18 protein-coding genes are annotated in these 19,859 nt (G+C 46.3%); 10 read left to right on the top strand and 8 right to left on the bottom strand.

Annotation, left to right across the window (positions count from 1 at the left end; translation table 11 throughout):
* The first annotated feature begins 33 nt into the window (after positions 1–33).
* The 10 genes from L5M28_RS02205 to L5M28_RS02160 all read left to right on the top strand — a co-directional run bounded on the left by L5M28_RS02205 (position 34) and on the right by L5M28_RS02160 (position 8,510).
* Positions 34–243 carry a hypothetical protein gene (locus L5M28_RS02205; protein ID WP_105252070.1) on the top strand — a complete coding sequence of 70 codons (210 nt, stop codon included), beginning with the start codon at positions 34–36 and terminating at the stop codon, positions 241–243.
* Positions 244–305: 62 nt separating this feature from the next.
* On the top strand, positions 306–1,343 hold the full coding sequence (gene queA / locus L5M28_RS02200) for a tRNA preQ1(34) S-adenosylmethionine ribosyltransferase-isomerase QueA (protein ID WP_263202331.1): 1,038 nt from the start codon (positions 306–308) through the stop codon (positions 1,341–1,343).
* Positions 1,344–1,504: 161 nt separating this feature from the next.
* The gene (gene tgt, locus L5M28_RS02195) at positions 1,505–2,629 is read left to right on the top strand and encodes a tRNA guanosine(34) transglycosylase Tgt (protein ID WP_006082277.1); all 1,125 of its coding nucleotides are present in this window, start codon (positions 1,505–1,507) and stop codon (positions 2,627–2,629) included.
* Positions 2,630–2,656: 27 nt separating this feature from the next.
* On the top strand, positions 2,657–2,989 hold the full coding sequence (gene yajC, locus L5M28_RS02190; protein ID WP_007649452.1) for a preprotein translocase subunit YajC: 333 nt from the start codon (positions 2,657–2,659) through the stop codon (positions 2,987–2,989).
* A gap of 17 nt (positions 2,990–3,006) precedes the next feature.
* Positions 3,007–4,857, top strand: a complete 1,851-nt coding sequence (gene secD / locus L5M28_RS02185) for a protein translocase subunit SecD (protein ID WP_173496405.1) — start codon at positions 3,007–3,009, stop codon at positions 4,855–4,857.
* 12 nt (positions 4,858–4,869) lie between these two features.
* Positions 4,870–5,817 (top strand): protein translocase subunit SecF, encoded by a 948-nt coding sequence (secF, locus tag L5M28_RS02180; protein ID WP_113941669.1) that lies wholly within the window; start codon positions 4,870–4,872, stop codon positions 5,815–5,817.
* Between the two features lie 234 nt (positions 5,818–6,051).
* A complete protein-coding gene (locus L5M28_RS02175) occupies positions 6,052–6,369 on the top strand; it encodes a DUF2007 domain-containing protein (RefSeq protein ID WP_028761071.1) in 318 nt (105 codons plus the stop codon).
* Between the two features lie 128 nt (positions 6,370–6,497).
* Positions 6,498–6,857 (top strand): rhodanese-like domain-containing protein, encoded by a 360-nt coding sequence (locus L5M28_RS02170; RefSeq protein ID WP_131523169.1) that lies wholly within the window; start codon positions 6,498–6,500, stop codon positions 6,855–6,857.
* A 19-nt stretch (positions 6,858–6,876) separates the two neighbouring features.
* Entirely contained in the window at positions 6,877–7,788 is a 912-nt protein-coding gene (locus L5M28_RS02165; protein ID WP_263202330.1) for a bifunctional precorrin-2 dehydrogenase/sirohydrochlorin ferrochelatase, read from the top strand.
* Between the two features lie 176 nt (positions 7,789–7,964).
* Positions 7,965–8,510 carry a YaeQ family protein gene (locus L5M28_RS02160; protein ID WP_113941666.1) on the top strand — a complete coding sequence of 182 codons (546 nt, stop codon included), beginning with the start codon at positions 7,965–7,967 and terminating at the stop codon, positions 8,508–8,510.
* 83 nt (positions 8,511–8,593) lie between these two features.
* Here L5M28_RS02160 and L5M28_RS02155 read toward each other — a convergent pair whose 3' ends face one another.
* The 8 genes from L5M28_RS02155 to L5M28_RS02120 all read right to left on the bottom strand — a co-directional run bounded on the left by L5M28_RS02155 (position 8,594) and on the right by L5M28_RS02120 (position 19,689).
* Entirely contained in the window at positions 8,594–11,050 is a 2,457-nt protein-coding gene (locus tag L5M28_RS02155) for a S8 family serine peptidase (protein WP_263202329.1), read from the bottom strand.
* 722 nt (positions 11,051–11,772) lie between these two features.
* A complete protein-coding gene (locus tag L5M28_RS02150; RefSeq protein ID WP_263202328.1) occupies positions 11,773–12,189 on the bottom strand; it encodes a rhodanese-like domain-containing protein in 417 nt (138 codons plus the stop codon).
* 116 nt (positions 12,190–12,305) lie between these two features.
* Positions 12,306–12,518 carry a DUF2892 domain-containing protein gene (locus L5M28_RS02145; RefSeq protein WP_113940697.1) on the bottom strand — a complete coding sequence of 71 codons (213 nt, stop codon included), beginning with the start codon at positions 12,516–12,518 and terminating at the stop codon, positions 12,306–12,308.
* Positions 12,519–12,579: 61 nt separating this feature from the next.
* A complete protein-coding gene (locus L5M28_RS02140; RefSeq protein WP_263202327.1) occupies positions 12,580–15,810 on the bottom strand; it encodes an efflux RND transporter permease subunit in 3,231 nt (1,076 codons plus the stop codon).
* Between the two features lie 36 nt (positions 15,811–15,846).
* Entirely contained in the window at positions 15,847–16,860 is a 1,014-nt protein-coding gene (locus L5M28_RS02135; RefSeq protein ID WP_263202325.1) for an efflux RND transporter periplasmic adaptor subunit, read from the bottom strand.
* Positions 16,861–17,036: 176 nt separating this feature from the next.
* Positions 17,037–17,753: an SIMPL domain-containing protein gene (locus tag L5M28_RS02130; protein WP_028761062.1), complete on the bottom strand. Its 717-nt coding sequence runs from the start codon at positions 17,751–17,753 to the stop codon at positions 17,037–17,039.
* A gap of 144 nt (positions 17,754–17,897) precedes the next feature.
* Complete coding sequence (locus tag L5M28_RS02125; protein WP_028761061.1) at positions 17,898–18,284, bottom strand: VOC family protein; 387 nt, start codon at positions 18,282–18,284, stop codon at positions 17,898–17,900.
* Positions 18,285–18,387: 103 nt separating this feature from the next.
* On the bottom strand, positions 18,388–19,689 hold the full coding sequence (locus L5M28_RS02120) for an OmpP1/FadL family transporter (protein WP_263202324.1): 1,302 nt from the start codon (positions 19,687–19,689) through the stop codon (positions 18,388–18,390).
* Positions 19,690–19,859: the final 170 nt, after the last annotated feature.

Here is a 19,859-nt window from a genome sequence, read left to right as displayed (position 1 = left end):
AAATAAAATCAATAACCTTTTTTAGGATCATGGATGATGTGGAACTGGTTCACCAAAATGCTTGGTAAAGACGAGCAGCAGAAGCGCAAAAAAGTGCTAATAGAAATCCCCTTTGAACAACACCGTTTCAGCATGGATGACTTTAGTCGCTCGCGGCTAAAATTCGATGCCGATGACAATCAGCCCCAAGATGGCATCAATCCAGTGGAACCCGAGCAAGAAGTGGACACTGGCAATAAGTAATCTTGATCTTATTGGCCTCTAACCATAGACTAGCCGCCGTTCTAAGCTATCTAGAGGCCAATATGCGCGTTGCAGACTTTTCTTTCGATCTCCCCGATGAGCTGATCGCTCGTTATCCTATGGCGCAGCGTAATGCATCCCGTCTGTTAACCTTAGACGGCAACTCTGGTGCGTTAGGCGACAAACAGTTTACCGATCTGCTGGGGATGATTAATTCCGGCGATTTAATGGTGTTCAACAATACCCGAGTGATCCCCGCGCGCATGTTTGGTCAAAAGGCCAGTGGCGGTAAGTTAGAAATTTTAGTTGAGCGTATGCTCGATGATAAGCGTATCCTCGCCCATGTTCGCAGCTCTAAATCCCCGAAAGTGGATTCGTTAATCCATCTCGACGGTGGCTATCAAATGAAGATGGTCGCCCGCCACGATACTTTGTTTGAACTTGAGTTGTTATCCGAGTTAACCATCTTAGAAGTGCTTGAAGCAGTAGGGCACATGCCTTTGCCTCCTTATATCGATAGACCCGATGAAGATGCCGACAAAGAGCGCTATCAAACCGTGTATAACCAAAATCCTGGTGCAGTTGCAGCGCCAACGGCGGGTTTGCATTTTGACGATGCCATGCTCGATGCATTAAAAGCCAAGGGCGTGAATGTCGCGTTTGTGACCTTGCATGTGGGCGCGGGAACATTTCAGCCAGTGCGTGTCGATACTATTCTTGAACACAAGATGCATTCCGAGTGGGCGAATGTGCCGCAGGATGTGGTTGATTTAATCGCGCAAACCAAAGCTGCGGGTAAACGTGTGGTGGCCGTGGGGACGACGTCAGTGCGCTCCTTAGAAAGTGCGGCACGCGCAAGCCTTGACGAGCTCAAAGCTTTTAGCGGCGATACCGATATCTTTATTTACCCAGGTTATGAATTCCAAGTGGTCGATGCTATGGTGACAAATTTTCATCTACCTGAATCAACTTTGATCATGTTAGTGAGTGCTTTTGCTGGTTTTGATCATGTTATGGCGGCGTATCAACATGCTATCACGCAAAAATATCGCTTCTTTAGCTATGGCGATGCGATGTTTGTGACGAAAAAAGCCCACTAGACCAAGATTTTGTTTTAAAATAGCCGCCCAAAGTGAGATTGTGCGGCAATTTTTTTCGTTAAAAGATTGAACCTTTTAACGCTGTCCCCATCTCTATTGTTAATCAAAATGGCATTAGCCATTAAAAATGTAGTCAGACTGTTTATCTGGCGAGGTGAATTATGAAATTTGAATTAGACACTACCGACGGGCGTGCGCGCCGTGGTCGGTTAATTTTTGATCGTGGCACAGTAGAAACCCCCGCTTTTATGCCGGTAGGAACCTACGGCACAGTGAAAGGCATGACACCGGAAGAAGTCCGTGCCACTGGCGCGGATATTTTGCTCGGTAACACTTTCCATTTATGGTTGCGCCCAGGCGAAGAAATCATGCGTAAGCACGGTGACTTGCATGACTTTATGAACTGGCAGCGTCCTATTTTAACGGACTCGGGCGGTTTCCAAGTGTTTAGTCTTGGCGATATCCGTAAGATCACCGAAGAAGGTGTGCATTTCCGTTCGCCTATAAATGGTGAGAAAATCTTCTTAGATCCTGAAAAATCAATGCAAATTCAAGATGCATTGGGCAGTGATGTGGTGATGATTTTTGACGAATGTACCCCGTATCCTGCCACTGAAGATGAAGCGCGCAAGTCAATGCAGATGTCTTTGCGTTGGGCGAGACGTTCGCGTGATGAATTTGACCGTTTAGAGAACCCTAACTCACTCTTCGGTATTATTCAGGGCGGTGTGTATGAAGATTTACGCGACGAAAGCTTAAAAGGCTTAGTCGATATTGGTTTCGACGGTTATGCCGTCGGTGGTTTGGCCGTCGGTGAGCCCAAAGCAGATATGCATCGTATTCTTGAGCATATTTGCCCGCAAATTCCTGCAGACAAACCTCGCTATCTGATGGGGGTCGGTAAACCAGAAGATTTAGTTGAAGGTGTACGTCGTGGTGTTGACATGTTTGACTGTGTGATGCCAACCCGTAATGCCCGCAACGGTCATCTGTTTACGAGTGAAGGTGTGATCAAAATACGCAATGCGCGTCATAGAGATGACACGTCACCACTTGATACTAAGTGTGATTGTTATACCTGTAAAAATTATTCACGGGCGTATCTTTACCACTTAGATCGTTGTAATGAGATTCTGGGTGCGCGTTTAAACACCATTCACAACTTGAGATACTATCAAATGTTAATGGAAGGTTTGCGCGGTGCGATTGAGACGGGTACATTAGACGCCTTTGTGGCGGACTTCTATACCAGTCAAGGTCGCGAAGTACCAGAGTTAGTCGATTGATTTTTTGCTAATAAGAAGAGAAAAACTATGTTTATTTCAAATGCATATGCAAGCGCTGCCGGCGCACCACAAGGTGGCGGCACGATGGAACTGATTTTCATGCTGGCAATTTTCGGCCTGATTTTCTATTTCATGATTTTCCGTCCGCAATCAAAACGCGTTAAAGAGCACAAAAATCTGATGTCTTCATTAGGCAAAGGCGATGAAGTGTTAACCAGTGGTGGGATTTTAGGCAAGATTGCAAAAATCAGCGACGAAAGCGATTACGTGTTACTGAGCTTGAACGACACAACACAAATCACGATCAAAAAAGACTATATTGCAGCTGTATTGCCTAAGGGCTCTATCCAGTCGTTGTAAGCCAAGAGGGCTCAGGCGTGTTAAATAAATACCCAATGTGGAAAAACATTATGGTGATGCTCGTCATCGCCATAGGTTGTTTCTATGCCGTACCTAACCTTTTTGGTGAAGATCATGCGGTGCAAGTGGTGGCGACTCGAGGTGCTGAAGTAACAGCATCTACCCAAGCCAGTGTGAACGAGCTGTTAGCCAGTAAGAGCATTGCGGTAAAGCGCTCTGAGCTTGAAAAAGGTCAGTTGTTGGTCCGTTTGCAAAATGCGGATCAACAGCTACTGGCGAAAGAACTGATTGCTGACAGCTTAGGTGACAAGTTTACTGTGGCACTTAACTTAGCGCCTGCGACGCCTAAGTGGCTCGAGTCCATGGGTGGTAGCCCAATGAAACTCGGTCTTGACCTTCGCGGTGGTGTGCATTTCCTCATGGAAGTGGACATGGGCGAAGCGATTCGTAAGATGGAAGAAGCTAAAGTCGCTGATTTCCGTTCACAATTACGTGAAGAAACCATTCGTTATGCTGGTATTCGTGTTAATGCCACTGGAATTGAAATCAAGTTCCGTGATGCTGAAAACTTAGCGACTGCCGAGCGTTTTCTTAAGACTCGCAATAAAGATATGGTGTTCACCGACGCTAGCCGTGGCGAAGATTTCGCGCTGCAAGCTGTGATGAGTGAAGCTTATCTAAAGCAGATTAAAGAAGAAGCACTGCAACAAAACATTACAACCATTCGTAACCGTGTTAACGAGTTAGGTGTGGCTGAGCCTGTAGTACAACGTCAAGGCGCCGAGCGCATTATCGTTGAGCTGCCAGGTGTGCAAGATACGGCTCGCGCTAAGGAAATCTTAGGTGCAACCGCATCAATTGAATTCCACATGGTGGATGACAAAGCCGATCCGAATGCTGCGCAATCAGGCCGTGTACCTGCGGGTTCTGAAGTGTATCAGCGCCGCGAAGGTGGCACTGTGATATTGAAGAAAGAAGTGATGTTGACGGGTGACCATATCACTGGCGCACAACCTAGCTTTGACCAGTACAGTCGTCCTCAGGTCAGTATCAACCTCGATGCTAAAGGCGGTACCATTTTCTCTGACGTGACCAAAGACAACATAGGCAAGCCTATGGCGACTTTGTTCATCGAATATAAAGACAGTGGTGATCGCAATGCCGATGGCAGCGTTAAGATGCAGAAAATCCAAGAAGTGATTTCTGTCGCGACCATTCAAGCCCGTTTAGGCCGTAACTTTGTGATCACTGGCTTAAGTCATGGTGAAGCACAAAACCTTGCGCTATTACTGCGTGCGGGTGCCTTGATTGCTCCTGTATCAATTGTTGAAGAACGTACCATTGGTCCAAGCTTAGGTGCTGAAAACATTCAAAGCGGTGTACAAGCTATGGTATGGGGTATGGCAGTTGTCTTACTCTTTATGTTGGTTTACTACCGTAGCTTTGGGCTTATTGCTAACCTGGCTTTAACCGCAAACTTAGTCATGGTTGTGGGCGTTATGTCTATGATCCCTGGCGCTGTGTTAACCCTACCCGGTATTGCCGGTATGGTATTGACGGTCGGTATGGCGGTTGACGGCAACGTGCTGATTTATGAGCGTATTCGTGAAGAGCTTCGTGCCGGACGTAGCGTACAGCAGGCTATCCATGAAGGTTATGGTAATGCTTTCTCAACTATCGCCGATGCGAACATCACCACCTTCATCACTGCGCTCATTTTGTTTGCCGTAGGTACTGGTGCGATTAAAGGCTTCGCTGTGACCTTAATGATAGGTATTGCGACTTCTATGTTTACCGCCATCGTGGGTACTCGCTCAATCGTTAACGCGATTTGGGGTGGTAAGCGCGTGAAGACTCTGTCTATCTAAGGGGAAGTGACAATGATTGAAGTTTTATCCTTAAAACATACAGTAAACTTCCTCCGCCATGCACTGCCTATTAGCGTTATGTCGGCAGTGTTAGTGCTGGGCTCGCTGGTATCACTCGCGACTAACGGTATTAACTGGGGTCTTGATTTCACTGGCGGTACTGTTGTTGAAATGGAGTTTACTCAGCCGGTTGATTTGAATGCGCTACGTGTGCAACTGACGACGCCAGATTCCGAAGGTGCGATCGTGCAAAACTTCGGTTCTAGCCGTGACGTACTTGTACGTTTACAGGTGAAAGAAGGCGTTAAGAGCGATGTGCAGGTTAAGTCTGTCATGGAAGCCGCGCAGAAAGTTGACCCACAAGTGCAGCAGAAGCGTGTTGAGTTTGTTGGCCCACAAGTGGGTAAAGAACTGGCAGAGCAAGGTGCATTAGCGGTATTAGTCGCGCTGATTTGTATCATGATCTATGTGTCGTTTCGTTTCGAATGGCGCTTAGCGTTTGGTTCTGTAGCGGCACTGGCGCACGATGTCATCGTGACATTAGGGGTGTTTTCGTTATTCCAATTGGAATTTGACTTGACCGTATTGGCGGGCTTGTTGACGGTGGTGGGTTACTCACTTAACGATACTATTGTGGTATTTGACCGTATCCGTGAGAACTTCCTTAAGCTGCGTAAGAGCGATCCTGAAGAAATAGTTAACATTTCAATCACTCAAACTATGAGCCGTACCATTATTACAACGGGCACGACTTTGGTGACTGTTGTGGCCTTGTTCCTTAAGGGCGGCACTATGATCCATGGCTTTGCGACTGCATTGCTGTTAGGGATTTTTGTGGGTACTTATTCCTCTATCTATGTGGCTAGCTTCTTGGCCGTTAAACTGGGTATCAATCGTGAACACATGATGCCAGTTGAGATTGAGAAAGAAGGCGCAGACCAACCTCCTATGATGCCTTAAAGGTTAATTTGGAGTTAAAAAGCCACCGATGAGGTGGCTTTTTTTTGCATCGATTTTGAGGCGTATCTGACATTCTGCTAGCAAACTCACAAAGTTATAGTCAGTTATGCTGTAAAAAGTGAATGTTAATTTATTTAACAACTGATGTAAAAATCAGCGCTCGACAGCCTCGGCTATTTAGCAGTAGGATGTCGGCAACCCATATTCTAGAGAGTTGTAGCCGTAGGATGTCGCATGGAAGAACGTAAAGTGTTAGTTGCTGGTGGTAATTTATTGCAGGCCCACACATGGAAAGGTTTATTGGAGGCCTGTGGCATTCATGTTGAACTCAGAGGTGAAGCGTTATTAGGCGGCATTGGTGAACTCCCTACTGGGATGCAAAACGTCGAGTTATGGGTAGGTGAGTCCCAATACGCGTCGGCACAAGTTCAATTGAATGCGTTGGATGTTGAAAGTCCGCAATGGCAGTGTGTGCAATGCCATGAGACTAATGAAGGCAGTTTTGAGCTTTGCTGGCAATGTAGCTCAGAGCGCAGCGAAAGCCACAACTAGCCTTTCACTGGCAACCTTCTTAGCTTTGCGGTGAGGCTGAAAGATTGCGTCTGCAGGATGAGAAGATTACACTTTGCTGATAAGCTGACATTCATCATGTCATTCAATATCTTATCTAGGAGTTAGTGATGCAGCATCCCAATGCATTTTCCGCCCTTGTTGATGCTATTCTGCCTAATATCACCGAAGTGACAATCGAAGCTTATCAGGCCGATGATCGCTGGCACCTTGTTGATGTGCGTGAGGATCGTGAGTGGCTGCAGGATCATTTACCCCAAGCAAAACATCTAAGCCGGGGTATTTTAGAGCGTGATATCGAAGCGCGTTTCCCCGATAAAAATACACCCATATTACTCTACTGCGCGGGTGGTGCGCGCTCCGCCTTGGCTGCCCATAATCTACAACTTATGGGTTACACCCACGTTGCCTCTATGATTGGTGGCTATAAGGGCTGGGTACAGCGTCAACTACCAGTGGTGCAGGACTAAGCGTTCAGGATCTCATCTAATGCAATATTTTCCCTTGTTTGTCGATACGGTTAATTTGAATGTTCTACTGGTGGGCGCGGGCGATGTGGCGAGCCGTAAGTTAGCACTGCTGACACGTACTGAAGCCAATATCCACGTGGTAGCGCCAGAGGTGAACCCTGAAGTGCAACGTTATGCAGATGCTGGCCGTATTTTGTTATCCCAGCGTGAAGTCGTCCATGCCGACATTCAAAATTATGATTTGGTGTATTTAGCTACGGCAAACGACAGTCTTAATGCCGAGTTAGCGACCTTAGCTACTGCACGTGGTATCTGGGTTAATGCCGTCGATAATCCCGCCTTTTGCCGCTTTATCACTCCTTCTATTGTGGATCGAGGTCGTTTAGTGGTCGCGATCAGCACTGCGGGCGCAGCACCGGTATTTGCACGCACGATTCGCTCGCGTTTAGAATCTAGCCTACCGCAGTCACTCAAACCGTTATTCGATTTTGTCGCCGATAGACGCGTCGAAGTACAAGATAAGCTCGATTCAACCTCGAAACGCCGCTTATTTTGGGAGCGTTTTTTCGATACCAATGGCGACCGTTTCGATAGTCGTACCACCGAGCATTACCATAATGCGTTTAATAACTTAGTCAGCCGCGGCGAAATCCTTTTGTTGGATGATGCAACGTCTGTGGACTTATTGCCGCTCGCCGCCATGCCATTATTACAGCGCCTCGATTGGATATACAGCCAAGGGGATTTGAGCGTCGAACTCGCTGAACTTGTTCGCCGCGATGCAGATCGTGATTTTTTACCCGCTTTCAGTGAATTGAGTCAACAGTATGAGTTGGGTACGCGTATGCTACTGGTAGCGGATACGCAAAAAATCAGCTTGTTGAAAGCCCATTTCCCCATGGCTAAACATCTGCGACCCGGAGCGATTTAATTTCTTACCAATTCAGCCTTGGGTTCGATTTAACCTTCTGTTCGATTGCACGTTTTGTTCGATTTCATGGGCGTACCCTATTGTTCGTTTGAGCTAATGCCGAGTCTCAGGTAGACTCGGCAGCCTTATTTTAGGATTTCGCTGTTTCAGGATTTCACTCTGCATTTAGGATGACTATGGCCCTCAAGGCGACCGTGTTTAAAGTCAATTTACAGATAGCCGATATGGATCGAAATTATTACCAAGACCATCAATTGACGCTTGCCCAGCATCCTTCCGAAACCGATGGCCGCATGATGGTGCGTTTACTCGCGTTTATTGTGAATGCCAGCGAAACCTTAAGTTTTAGTAAAGGTCTGTGCGTCGATGACGAGCCAGAGCTATGGGACAAAACCCTATCCGGTGAAATTGATCTGTGGGTTGAGTTTGGTCAGGCCGATGAAAAATGGCTTCGAAAGGCCAGCGGCCGTGCCAAAGTCGTGCAGCTCTTTACCTATGGTGGTCGCAGTGTACCGATTTGGTGGAAACAGAATCAGCAAGCGTTAGAGCGTTATCAGAATTTAAAAGTGTGGAATATTGCCGAAGAGTCCGTCACTGCGATGGAAGCCTTTGTTGGGCGTAATATGGCATTGCAAGTTTCGATTAGTGAAGGCCAAATTTGGTTATCGGATAATGAAACCAGCGTGTTGATTGAGCCTGAAATTCTCAAAGATATTGAATAACATGTTTTGTAAAAAAAGAGCCTGCAATTGCAGGCTCTTTCCGTTTATCACTTTTAAGTATCAGTAAGAGTATCGATTTTGATTTATTTGAAGCTCAGTTCCCAGCTATCGATATAACCAGCATCACCACGGCCACTGTCTACGGCTTTTAACTTCCATACGCCGTTCGAATTAGCACCTGTCATATCTGCGGTATAGCTCTTATTGATATTGTCTGCACCAAGACCTGTGTTGTTATGCAGGGTAACCGTTTTTCCTGAAGGGCTGATCAGCTGCACTTTTAAGTCACCAATGTAAGGGTGGACTATATTCACGACTGCAGTCACAGTACCTGAATCACCTGTGCGAGTAACCGTGATTGGGCTAGTGATCCCCGCCGCTTTGTTATCAGGAATATTATAGTTATCAGTATTGGTATAGCTCGTTGGCGTACCGCCGCCATTAGACGCTGTGTAGTTCGCCGTTAACGACACACCAGTGAAAGCCGAATCGCCTTTCACCATGGCATAGTAAGTGCCTGATTGTACGTTGGTGATTGGACAAGACTCACTATTGCCACTTTTATACGGACGGCAATCGTAATTAGTGGTGGTTGGCGCCGCGCCATATTGCACATACAAGTCCGCATCACCTGTGCCACCGTTCATCACAAAGCCTAGGTTCGTTGCACCTGCTGGAACTTCAAATGAAAAATGTAATTCTTCACCTGTTGCGCCTGCTAAACCTGTTTTCGCCACACCGTTCACCAGAACACTATCGCCCGGTTCAGTTGGATCGACAGGACCCGTTGGACCAGTACAAGATGCGTCTAGGAAGGCTTTTGCTGCAACTGCATTAACTAAACCGTAACCATAGTAGTTGTCACGACCTGCAGTTCCGAGATCTTCGGCGGTCATTTTCAATGCGTTACGGACTTGCGCCGCACTACATTCTGGGTGGTAGCTCCACACTAAGGTCGCAACACCTGACACATGCGGTGTCGCCATTGATGTACCGTTGTAGTACTCGTAATCTTTATTGCCTTGGTTGCTGACAGTGACTGTGGCGCCCAGTTGATTGCGCAATGCTAAACCTGTTGCACGATCAACAGATACAGAAACCATATTGATTTCGTTGTTAGCATCGACAAGGAAGGGGTTTTGTAAGCCGGGTAATGCCGCGTTACTGTAAACAATCGTCGCACTGGCACCCGCGTTCTTACAGGCTTTAGCTGCGTTAATTTCAGGGTAGCTAGTGCCTTGATTACCAACACGTTCCACTAAACAAATCTTATTGGTCATGTTGCCGCAGTTGAAGCTTGTGCCGCTAACCGTACATTCTGCCAAAGTTGCAGTGCTGGTACCGTTAAATGGTGCGGGGACATAGCTGCCACCAGAGGATATCAGGCGATTGTGCGGCACGACACCTGAGTCAAAGTAAGACTGACTGCCGATAGTGATATCGGCTAAACGGCCTTCGCCACGGGTAACAGTCGATAGAACGGCTTCACCAGGGCCTGATATTTCCACTTGGTTAGTGTATTGGGAGAATGCTGAGTGGTCTTTATGGTTATCCACAGAGGCGACAGACATGACGCCATCGTAGGATGCTGGGTAGCTGTGAGTGCTATTCCCATCGTTACCCGCAGCAGCAATCAGGAGAACACCATTATTATAGTGGGCAGCCAGAGCGTTACGCTCAGTGGTGCTAGAACCTGAACCACCTAAACTCATAGTGACAACATTGGCGCCGTTGGTGACACAAGTGTCTACGGCAGCGACTAAGGATGAAGAGTAGCCCCAGCCAGATTCATTAAACACTTTGATCACATGAATATTGGCATTTTGATTTGGCATAACGCCGATCACGCCATCATTGTTGGCAATCGCTGCAATCGTCCCCGCAACGTGGGTACCGTGGGCGTTATTATTGCCCGGCTCAAACCAGTTACCCGTGCCTGAGTTATTGGTCCCTGTGACATTGTTGCCACCTAAGTCACTGTGACTACGGTCGTAGCCTGAGTCGATAATACAAATAGTGCGGTTACCGGCTTGGCTGTCGCTTAGCTGGGTTGCTCCCACAAAAGTTTGGCCCCAAGGCGTACTTTCACTTAGAAAGCGGCGTGGCATATCTTCTTCGACATATTCCACATCAGCACGGGTTTTTAAGGCATTGATCCCTTTGGCATCGAGTTTCACCGAGTAACTGTTACTGCGACCGATACGCTTCATTTCCTTCGCTTGTACTTTATTTAATGCGGTATGTTGGGCACTGATTTCAGCCATTTGTGGCTGATAATTCATTGTGGTTGGTAGCGTATCTGTTGTCGCGTCATTGAGTGACTGCAGATCACTCGTTGATTGCACACTATTGGCTGACATGATGGCCGCGGCATCAGTGTTTTTAAACTTCACAATGTAACGCTTTGGCAGTGGGGAGGTTTGTGCTTGTAATGCTGCGGCAAAACCCGGGGCTTGTGGTGCTGCTTGTACACCGGCTGAGATCGCAATAGCTAAGCTTGAAAGGCTTAACGCTATTTTAGTGGTTCTGTTGATTGTCATGTTCTTCTTCCATGGTCAATTTAGTGTTAATCATTATTATTTTATGTTTCATAAGAATAACTACGACTCAGATGCTACTCGGTTAGTGAATTTATCTGCGACTACAGTATTTGTAAATCAATTGTTAACGGTATGGCGGTTGGTAAGTGATTAGATTTAATAGGCATTTATAGTGCATATAAATTCAAGTTGTAACGAGTTGTAACCAAATTTTATTAAAATATTTGTTTTTTTATGTGATAAACGTGAATAAGTGAATACGAATTTACGACTTCATATGAGGGCTTTTGATTGATTTTACCGTTATCAATGCATTGAAATTTATATATATATTTTTTTGTAATTAAAAAGAACAAAAACAAACTTTAAGTTTTCATCATAATGATAAGATTTTCTCAAGTGATTGATTATGCGAAATTGTTGCAAAAGGCTGTCAATAGGGTGGCAGTTGCCAATTGATTGACTTTACTTAGGCTGTTTGGGAATACGGGTGTTACTTATTTTATAGAACTACTAAAAAATCCTGTGCTCTTTCGTCCACAATGAATCTGGTAAGAACCTATTAATCCACACCCTGCTTAATTTCGATATTTTATTTAGATAATAAAAAAGCGCCCTAGGGCGCTTTTAGCCGTTAAACCTTGAATGGCTAGAGCAAGGTGAGAGTACTAAAGTGATTTATTCTTACTTCCCCACACTAGAGCCAATTTGATGGTAGTGAATTACTTAGCGGGCACTTTTTGCGCCTCAACTAAGGTGGAATAGCCGCCACCATTATAGGTTTGGGTGTATCCGGCAGCGACTAAGGCTTCGGTCGCAATACTGCTACGACGGCCGCTGCGGCAATACAAGACGACGGGAGCATCTTTGGCGATGCCACGCTTAGCAAACTCCTCTGTCACTTGCTCAAAGGGAATATTGACCGCATTCGCTAAATGACCTTCGGCAAATTCTTCAGGCGTTCTAACATCGAGCACCATAGCGCCTGCGGCAATTTTATCCCATGCGATTGCAGGATCTTGGTCGGCGGCGCTGGCTATCATGGGCATTAGCAGCAGTGGCATGAGTACCAGTGATTGCAAGCTTAATAGGGCTAAGCGCATTAGGCTTTGGCCACGGGTTACGAGGTTGTGGGTCACTTTATCTCTCCTTGACGGCTTTTTGGCACGCTTGTATTAGGCCAAGCGTGTACTTGCTCACCTAACTCTTATCTCTTATCTCTTATTTTAACTCTTAAGCAGTGACTGTATGTGGCTTAGCTTTGTTTAGCAATTTCAGCCTCTGATTTTACACCCAATTTTCGTAAAACCATGGCGGCAGGACAAAAACCGGTAAAAGCACTTTGGAATAGGTTAGCGCCAACAAATGCGGTTAACCACAGAAAGTTGTGGTGCACATAGGCGGTTAACACCAGTGACAGTAACACCATAAATCCGGCAAAAGCCATAATATTGCGTTCTAATGACATACCTTACTCCTTGAAGCCATCTTGGTGATGGCCTTTGTTGTGGTTAATTTTGTGTTTGTGTTTATATCTGAACAGTATTCATACGGTTTTTCATGGCCGTGTAGTACAGCACAGGGATGACAACTAAGGTCAGTATGGTCGAGATAAAAATACCAAAGATCAGACTGATCGCTAAGCCATTGAAAATCGGATCATCAAGAATAAACAATGCCCCTATCATGGCTGCAAATGCAGTCAGCATGATAGGTTTAGCTCGCACGGCGCCAGAGTGGATCACTGCCCGCTCAAAGGGCACGCCGGATGCGGTTTCTTGATTAATAAAATCGACCAATAATATCGAGTTACGCACAATAATCCCCGCCAGCGCTATCATGCCTATCATGGACGTCGCGGTGAATTGCGCTCCGAGCAGGGCATGTCCAGGCATTACGCCAATCACAGTCAGTGGAATTGGCGCCATGATGATAAGCGGCACCAGATACGATCTAAACTGCGCGACCACCAATAAATAAATCGCAATCATACCGACCGCATAGGCGATACCCATGTCTCTAAAGGTTTCGTAGGTGATCTTCCATTCGCCATCCCAGAGCACGGCGACTGAGTCTAACCCTGTGGGTTGGTGAATATAATGCTGATCAAAACCTAAGCCATCGGCGCCATCGATTTTGCCCGCCATATCGAACATGCCGTAGAGCGGGCTGTCCAGTGGTCCCGACATATCGGCGACAACCATGATCATAGGGATCATATTCTTATGGATAATCGGTGCATCGATTTTGCCACGTTTGATGGTTACTAGCTCAGAGACAGGCACAGATTGCCCCGTTTGGCTCAGTAACTTCATATTCAGTACTTGCTCTAAATCGACTTTCGCGCCTTCGTTTAATTGCAGGCGGATCGGTATCGGTTGTTTTTGCTGGGCTTGATGTAAATAGCTAACATCTTTGCCGCCAACTGAGGTGGCAATCAAGTCGACAATATTGCTGTAGGGCACGGCCATCAGGCTGGCTTTACTGCGGTCGATCATCACTTGCCATTTTTGCTGGGCGGCGGGCAAGAAAATATCGATATCGACCACGTCTTTGGTTTCATGGAACAGCGCCTGCATCTCATATGCGGCTTGCTCGCGAATAGCGGGACTTGGGCCATACACTTCTGCAACCAGCGGCGACCACACTGGCGGCCCTGGTGGCACTTCAACCACTTTGATATTGGCTTGATATTGCTCGCCAATTTGCTGCAGTTCGTCTCGCACCGATACCGCTATGCTGTGGCTGTCGCGCTTGCGGTGTTTCTTATCCACTAGGTTCACTTGGATGTCGCCAAGCTCTTGGCTGTGACGCAGGAAATAGTGGCGCACTAAGCCGTTAAAGTTCATTGGCGCGTTAGTGCCCGCATACAATTGCAGATGCTCGACCTCAGGGACGGTTGTTAGGTAGCGACTCAAATCCTGCAATACTCTTTGTGTTTGCTCTACGGGAGTGCCTTCTGGCATATCCACCATCACTTGAAACTCGGACTTATTATCGAAGGGCAGCATTTTAAGCACCACGAGCTGACCGACAGGGAGCGCGACGGCGATGCCGATTAACACAAATACGCCGGCAGCCAGTCCCACTCTTGCCTTACGGGCATTTTTACCCAGCAGGAAAGGGCCAATTAAGTGAGTAAAGAGGCGCACCATCTTAGTTTCAGCTTCATCCTCGTGCGAGGCTTGGGCAGTATCGTGTTGGTCATTATGTTTCAGCAGTTTACGACTGAGCCAAGGAGTGACCACAAATGCCACAACGAGGGAAATTAACATGCCCATACTGGCGTTGATGGGGATCGGGCTCATGTAAGGCCCCATTAAGCCTGATACAAAAGCCATTGGCAGCAAGGCTGCGATAACAGTAAATGTCGCCAGAATCGTCGGGCCACCGACTTCATCGACCGCCACTGGGATAAGCTCGCTGAAGGACTTTTTGCCGAGCGCCATATGCCGGTGGATGTTTTCTACTACGACTATGGCATCGTCGACCAAGATGCCGATGGAAAATATTAACGCGAACAAGGACACGCGGTTTAAGGTAAATCCCCACGCCCAAGAGGCGAAAAGGGTGATCGCCAGCGTGATAATAATGGCCACGCCCACGACTAAGGATTCGCGTGCGCCCATGGTTAAAAAGACCAGTACAACTACGGCGCTGGTGGCAAAAATCAGTTTTAAAATAAGGGTGTTAGATTTATCCGCCGCGGTTTCGCCATAGTTACGTGACACTGTGACTTCGACATTTGCTGGGATCAACACATTGTCGACCTTAGCTATCCGCTCAATCACACTGTCGGCGATGTCGACGGCATTTTGGCCTGCTTGTTTACCAATTGCGATTGTGACAGCGGGATAAATGTCGGTTTTATCTGCGTGCCAAACGCTCTGTTTAGGGATATCACTCTTTAAGCTGATTTCAGCAATATCCGCCAAATAAATCGGAATATTTTTGCCTTGTTTATCTTGATAGACACTGACGACTAATTGCTTGAGATCGTCGATGGATTGTAAAAACTGCCCAGCCTGAACTTTAATCTCTTGATTGCCTTGCACTAAGGATGCAGGCATAGAGACCATATTATTGTCATTCAGACTTTGTCTTAACTTATCGTAGGTCAGATTAAAGCTGTTCATCTTGGCGGGATCGATACGTATGTTGGCCACCATATCGTGCTGGCCAACGGTATCAATTTCGCGAGTGCCGGGAATACGCTTAATTTCGGTTTCTAATCCAAGGGCGACATGGGTTAGCTGCTCAGCAGACACTTGCCTGTCCTTAGACCACAAGGTCAAACTGACAATGGGCACATCATCGATGCCGCGGGGTTTGATTAGCGGATCGCCCACGCCAGCGCCCCTTGGCAATTTATCCATATTGGAATAAATCTGGTTGTATAGGCTGACGATGGCATCATTGCGCGCAACGCCGACCTTAAAGATGACGATGATCAGCGCGCCATCGGGTTGGGAGAACGAGTACAGAGTATCTATGCCTTTGATTTCGGAGATCACTTGTTCCGCAGGCAGAGTGACTAAGTTTTCAACTTCCGTGGGTGTCGCGCCGGGAAAAGGGATAAACACATCGGCAAAGGTGACATCAATTTGTGGCTCTTCTTCTTTTGGTGTCACCAAAATGGCGAATAAGCCAAGTAAGAGCCCGAGAAGTGCTAATAGCGGCGTGATGGCGCTATTTTGAAAGGCAGCGGCAATTCGTCCGGAAATCCCAAGTGTGGTTTGTGGTACTGGAGCATGTTTCATAAAACAACCTCGACAAAGCTTAAGTCGCTAGGGAATTTATTGCTTCTTGCTGAGCAACACTTGGTAGGCATCAACGGCCACCTTGTCACCCGACTTAAGGCCCGCAAGCACTTCTACCTCGCCATCTAAGGGCTCAGTGATACGGACTTGGGTCAGCACAAAGGCTTCGCCTTGTTTAAGGTAAACACTGCTCAGTTCGTTCATTGTGAGCAGTGCAGAGGCGGGCAGTTGGATTTTTTCCCGATCGCCATTTTTAAAGGAAGCTTTTGCCCAAGTACCGGGTTGAAGATTGGCTTCATTTTCTGGCAGATTAATTCGCACTTGATAACTGTGGCTGACAGGATCGGCGAAACTGAAAATCGTGAGATCAGTTGAGGTGAACTCACGCCCATCACTTAAACGGACGAGAAATTCGGGGGAATTTTTAAGTTGGTTAATGTAACGCTGTGGTACTTGGGTAATGGCGCGCATTTGACTCGCGGAAAACCCTGAAAGTAGTGCTTGTCCTGGGCTTACTGTTTCGCCAAGTTCGACAAAACGCTCAGTGACTATGCCACTAAAAGGCGCTGAAACGACAGTGTATTTTAAGGATTCGTTGGCTTTGATGACACGGGCTTGTGCTGCACTGACGGCTTGCTCTGTTGCTTTAGCATTGGCGGTGGCTTCATCCATCGCGCCCTTAGAAATCGCGCCTTGGGGAAATAGCTCTTTATAACGTTTGTATTGTGCCTGAGCTTCGACATTTAAAGCCTTCGCTTTGGCTAGATCAGCCTCAAAGCTTGCCAGTTCAGCACCTTGCTCTTTACTGGTAATTTCCAGTAGGGCGGCTCCTTCGGGGACGACATCGTTAACATCGTAGTTGAGTTTGACAATACGACCAGAGGTTTGCGCCGATACCGTCGCTGCTTTTATTGCTTCAATGGTGGCGTCTAAGGTGACCCAATTCGGATAGGGTTTATTTAAGACTTCGATGGTTTCGATTGAGGCAGCCTGAGCTTGAGTACTGGAAAGTGCCAGCAGTAAGAAAAAAGCACGAGAAATTGATGTCATAACTTATATCACCCCAGATGTAATTTATGAGAAAATTCTAATGGAGTTGTTTTCAATAGGCAATCAATATTTATTAGAAAAATTTAATGTAGTGTTTTTACCTAATTTAGGAATGAGGAATAAGGCCTATAGCGCCTTATTCCTCATGCTTCAGAGCTTCAAATTAAGCCTAAAATTTAGTCATTTAAATAATAGGTTAGTGTGGAAACGATGCGAATTTGTTTAATGTAAGGCGTGCTGCTGTCGCGGTCTGAAATGGTGAACTGGCCTTGACTCGCACTTTTAATTTTTCCGAGGCGAGAATCCGAATCCTTAGCAAATTTTTCAGCCACTTCGCGGGCATTTTGAGTCGCTTCTTGCACCATGATAGGTTTGACTGAGTTGAGATCGGTAAACAGAAACTCAGTGCGATTATCATAATCTTGGCTAGCGATCGCTATACCTTCTTTTACTAAGTTAATCATTTGCTTACGGGTGTTCAGCATGAGATCAATCTGTGGGGTATAAACTGATAGGTTCACTTTTGCCGAGTAACGGTATCTGACGTTGGGATCGACATAACCTTGGGCTTGGCGATCTTCAATTGAAGGCAAAGAGACAGTAATTTCGCTGTCGCTAAAGCCTTGTTCCTTTAAAAACGCCACAACACGATCGGTTTTTTGCTGTACCGTCTCGTAGAGTTTAGGCAGATTGTTATCGACCTCAGTGAAATTGATTGGCCAAATTGCCACATTGGCTTTGACTTCTTTTTCCGCTAAGCCCTTTACCGTGACAGTGCGTTCCATGGCTTTCATTTGCAATAGTGCTGAGCTTGCTGTCTGGCCTACATAAACAAGTCCAGCGCAAAGGAAACCACCTAACAGCAGGGCAGGAAGGATGTTACTTTTTTCCATAAAAAGAATCTCTTGATTAGATGAACTCAGTCTACGATACCGAATAAACCTCAGTCATGCACTGGGTTTATTCGGAATAGATGCCGCTTAAGGCAGAGGAGATTATGTTGAGAGATGAGTTTTGAAATATCTGTTTAAAGCATTTTATTTTTCAGGAGGGATGGCGCTTGGCTGCCATAATTCGACTTTATTGCCATCAGGGTCAATAAACCAGCCAAAGCGGCCAAATTCTGAATCTTCAATACCCCCAATCGGTTGACCGCCACCTTGCTCTACTTGTACTAGGGCTTGCTCTAGATCGTCAACGACAAAGTTGAACATAAACCCTTTATCTGAGGGGGCGAAATAGTCCGTGCTATGGGCGAAAGGGGTCCAAACATGGTAGCCAAGAGTTGATTTATCTGTGTGATAAAACGCGGCGCCGCCCCAGTTTTCAATGGGGACTTGAAGATGGGTTTTGTACCAAGTTGCCAAGGCAACGGGATCGACACTTTTAAAGAAAATTCCACCGAGTCCAATGACTTTAGCCATAGCCGTAGCTGCGTTTACAGGAGTATGAATTAACTTTAGGCAATAAATGCTTAAGATACAAAAAAGCCGCAAAAAATGCGGCTTTTGGGGTTAAGCGTTTAGCTTAGAACTGGTAGCTGTATTGAACTGAGTAGTACATACCACTCGATTCAGTAATCGCATTAACAGGGCCTATGCCTGTGATAGAGCTGTTTTCGATCAAGTGAACTTCTTCACCTTTAATATAAGCGATACCAAAGTCAACCGTGTTTTGTGGGTTGATGTGGTAGCTCATACCCGCTGTATACCAGTTACGGTCAGAGTCTGGGAATGAAATAGAGCTGATTTCGTCCACAACGCCTTGGTCATGCATATAACCCGCGCGCACGGTGAATTGTTCGTTGATTGTGTAAGTGCCACCTAGGCTGAATAACCATGAATCTTTCCATTGGTATTCTTTCAGCGCAACATCACCTACGGCTTGAGTCACTCCAACAGCTGGAATGGTTGCAACACCATCTTTAGCTGTGATTTGTTCAAAATTACCCCATTGGGTGTGCTGTGCTGTATAGTGCAGAGCAAACTTAGGGGTGATTTGATGAAAACCTGCAACTTGGAAGATATCCGCTAGCGGTACATCTAAACTATCAAAACTGGTGGCAACAGCCACTTGTCCAACATTTGGTATATTGGTTGATGTAATGGTATTAACATCACCTTTAACATTCACTGTTGGGCTGAAACGGTAGCTGATACCGAAACGATTGTCTTTATCTAACTCAATTGTGGCACCCACAATACCACCAAACGCCCAACCGTCAGCGTCGACGTCAACCAGAGGTGTCGCGCCCATGTTACGGGTTAAACGGCCTTCACCGTAAATGGCATCAATACCAGCACCGATACTGAACATGTCATTAATACGGTATGAAAGGCTGGTGTTAAAATTAACCGTTGTTACTTCTGTTTCGCCAAGCAGATCATAAGGTGCTGGTGAGCCTGCTGGTAAACTCTTTGAAAGTGAGCTGGCATCGGTACCGGTACCAAAGTTAGAGAAAGCGGCAAAACCTACGGCGAACTTATCGTCGATGGGGTGGATGTAGAAAATATTAGGGATAATTTTAGAGCTACCCGCGTCATCGATGCTGCCTAAGTCAACGGCACCACCGGCAAAGTTAACGTCTTTAACATCAACAGTAATATCGGCATAAGTTAAGCCGAAGGAGATCGCATCTTTATCGAATAATGCCATAGCAGCAGGGTTACGTGATAACACAGAAGCGTTATCGGCAATAACCGCATCACCCGCAAATGCACGGCCCATACCCGTTGCTGATTGGCTGTTTAGTTGAAAACCTGAAGCTAAGGTTTGTGTGCTTGCTAATGCGACAGAAACGGCAATGAGTGTCTTGTTGAATGTTTTCATTATTATTCTCTCTATTTTTTATAAGTATTGGATTTTTATTCGGTCCTAGTCCGCCGAAAGTATTTAAATCCATTTATTAGTCTCCGGCATCTTATGGATTCAATGTACCCTCAACAAGTCCGACCAGAAGTGAAATATGTTAATTTTCAGTTAATTAAAAGTCTTTAAAA

Origin of the sequence: Shewanella sp. SW32 (assembly GCF_025653365.1) — a bacterium.
In the GTDB taxonomy this organism is placed as follows: domain Bacteria; phylum Pseudomonadota; class Gammaproteobacteria; order Enterobacterales; family Shewanellaceae; genus Shewanella; species Shewanella oncorhynchi.
The sequence above is the reverse complement of the archived record's forward strand: the minus strand, read 5'-3'. Positions and strand labels throughout refer to the sequence as shown.

Coding starts and splice junctions, on each gene's coding strand:
- L5M28_RS02205 (WP_105252070.1), top strand. CDS start 34: ATGATGTGGAACTGGTTCACCAAAATGCTTGGTAAAGACGAGCAGCAG.
- queA (WP_263202331.1), top strand. CDS start 306: ATGCGCGTTGCAGACTTTTCTTTCGATCTCCCCGATGAGCTGATCGCT.
- tgt (WP_006082277.1), top strand. CDS start 1,505: ATGAAATTTGAATTAGACACTACCGACGGGCGTGCGCGCCGTGGTCGG.
- yajC (WP_007649452.1), top strand. CDS start 2,657: ATGTTTATTTCAAATGCATATGCAAGCGCTGCCGGCGCACCACAAGGT.
- secF (WP_113941669.1), top strand. CDS start 4,870: ATGATTGAAGTTTTATCCTTAAAACATACAGTAAACTTCCTCCGCCAT.
- L5M28_RS02175 (WP_028761071.1), top strand. CDS start 6,052: ATGGAAGAACGTAAAGTGTTAGTTGCTGGTGGTAATTTATTGCAGGCC.
- L5M28_RS02170 (WP_131523169.1), top strand. CDS start 6,498: ATGCAGCATCCCAATGCATTTTCCGCCCTTGTTGATGCTATTCTGCCT.
- L5M28_RS02165 (WP_263202330.1), top strand. CDS start 6,877: ATGCAATATTTTCCCTTGTTTGTCGATACGGTTAATTTGAATGTTCTA.
- L5M28_RS02160 (WP_113941666.1), top strand. CDS start 7,965: ATGGCCCTCAAGGCGACCGTGTTTAAAGTCAATTTACAGATAGCCGAT.
- L5M28_RS02155 (WP_263202329.1), bottom strand. CDS start 11,050: ATGACAATCAACAGAACCACTAAAATAGCGTTAAGCCTTTCAAGCTTA.
- L5M28_RS02145 (WP_113940697.1), bottom strand. CDS start 12,518: ATGTCATTAGAACGCAATATTATGGCTTTTGCCGGATTTATGGTGTTA.
- L5M28_RS02140 (WP_263202327.1), bottom strand. CDS start 15,810: ATGAAACATGCTCCAGTACCACAAACCACACTTGGGATTTCCGGACGA.
- L5M28_RS02135 (WP_263202325.1), bottom strand. CDS start 16,860: ATGACATCAATTTCTCGTGCTTTTTTCTTACTGCTGGCACTTTCCAGT.
- L5M28_RS02130 (WP_028761062.1), bottom strand. CDS start 17,753: ATGGAAAAAAGTAACATCCTTCCTGCCCTGCTGTTAGGTGGTTTCCTT.
- L5M28_RS02125 (WP_028761061.1), bottom strand. CDS start 18,284: ATGGCTAAAGTCATTGGACTCGGTGGAATTTTCTTTAAAAGTGTCGAT.
- L5M28_RS02120 (WP_263202324.1), bottom strand. CDS start 19,689: ATGAAAACATTCAACAAGACACTCATTGCCGTTTCTGTCGCATTAGCA.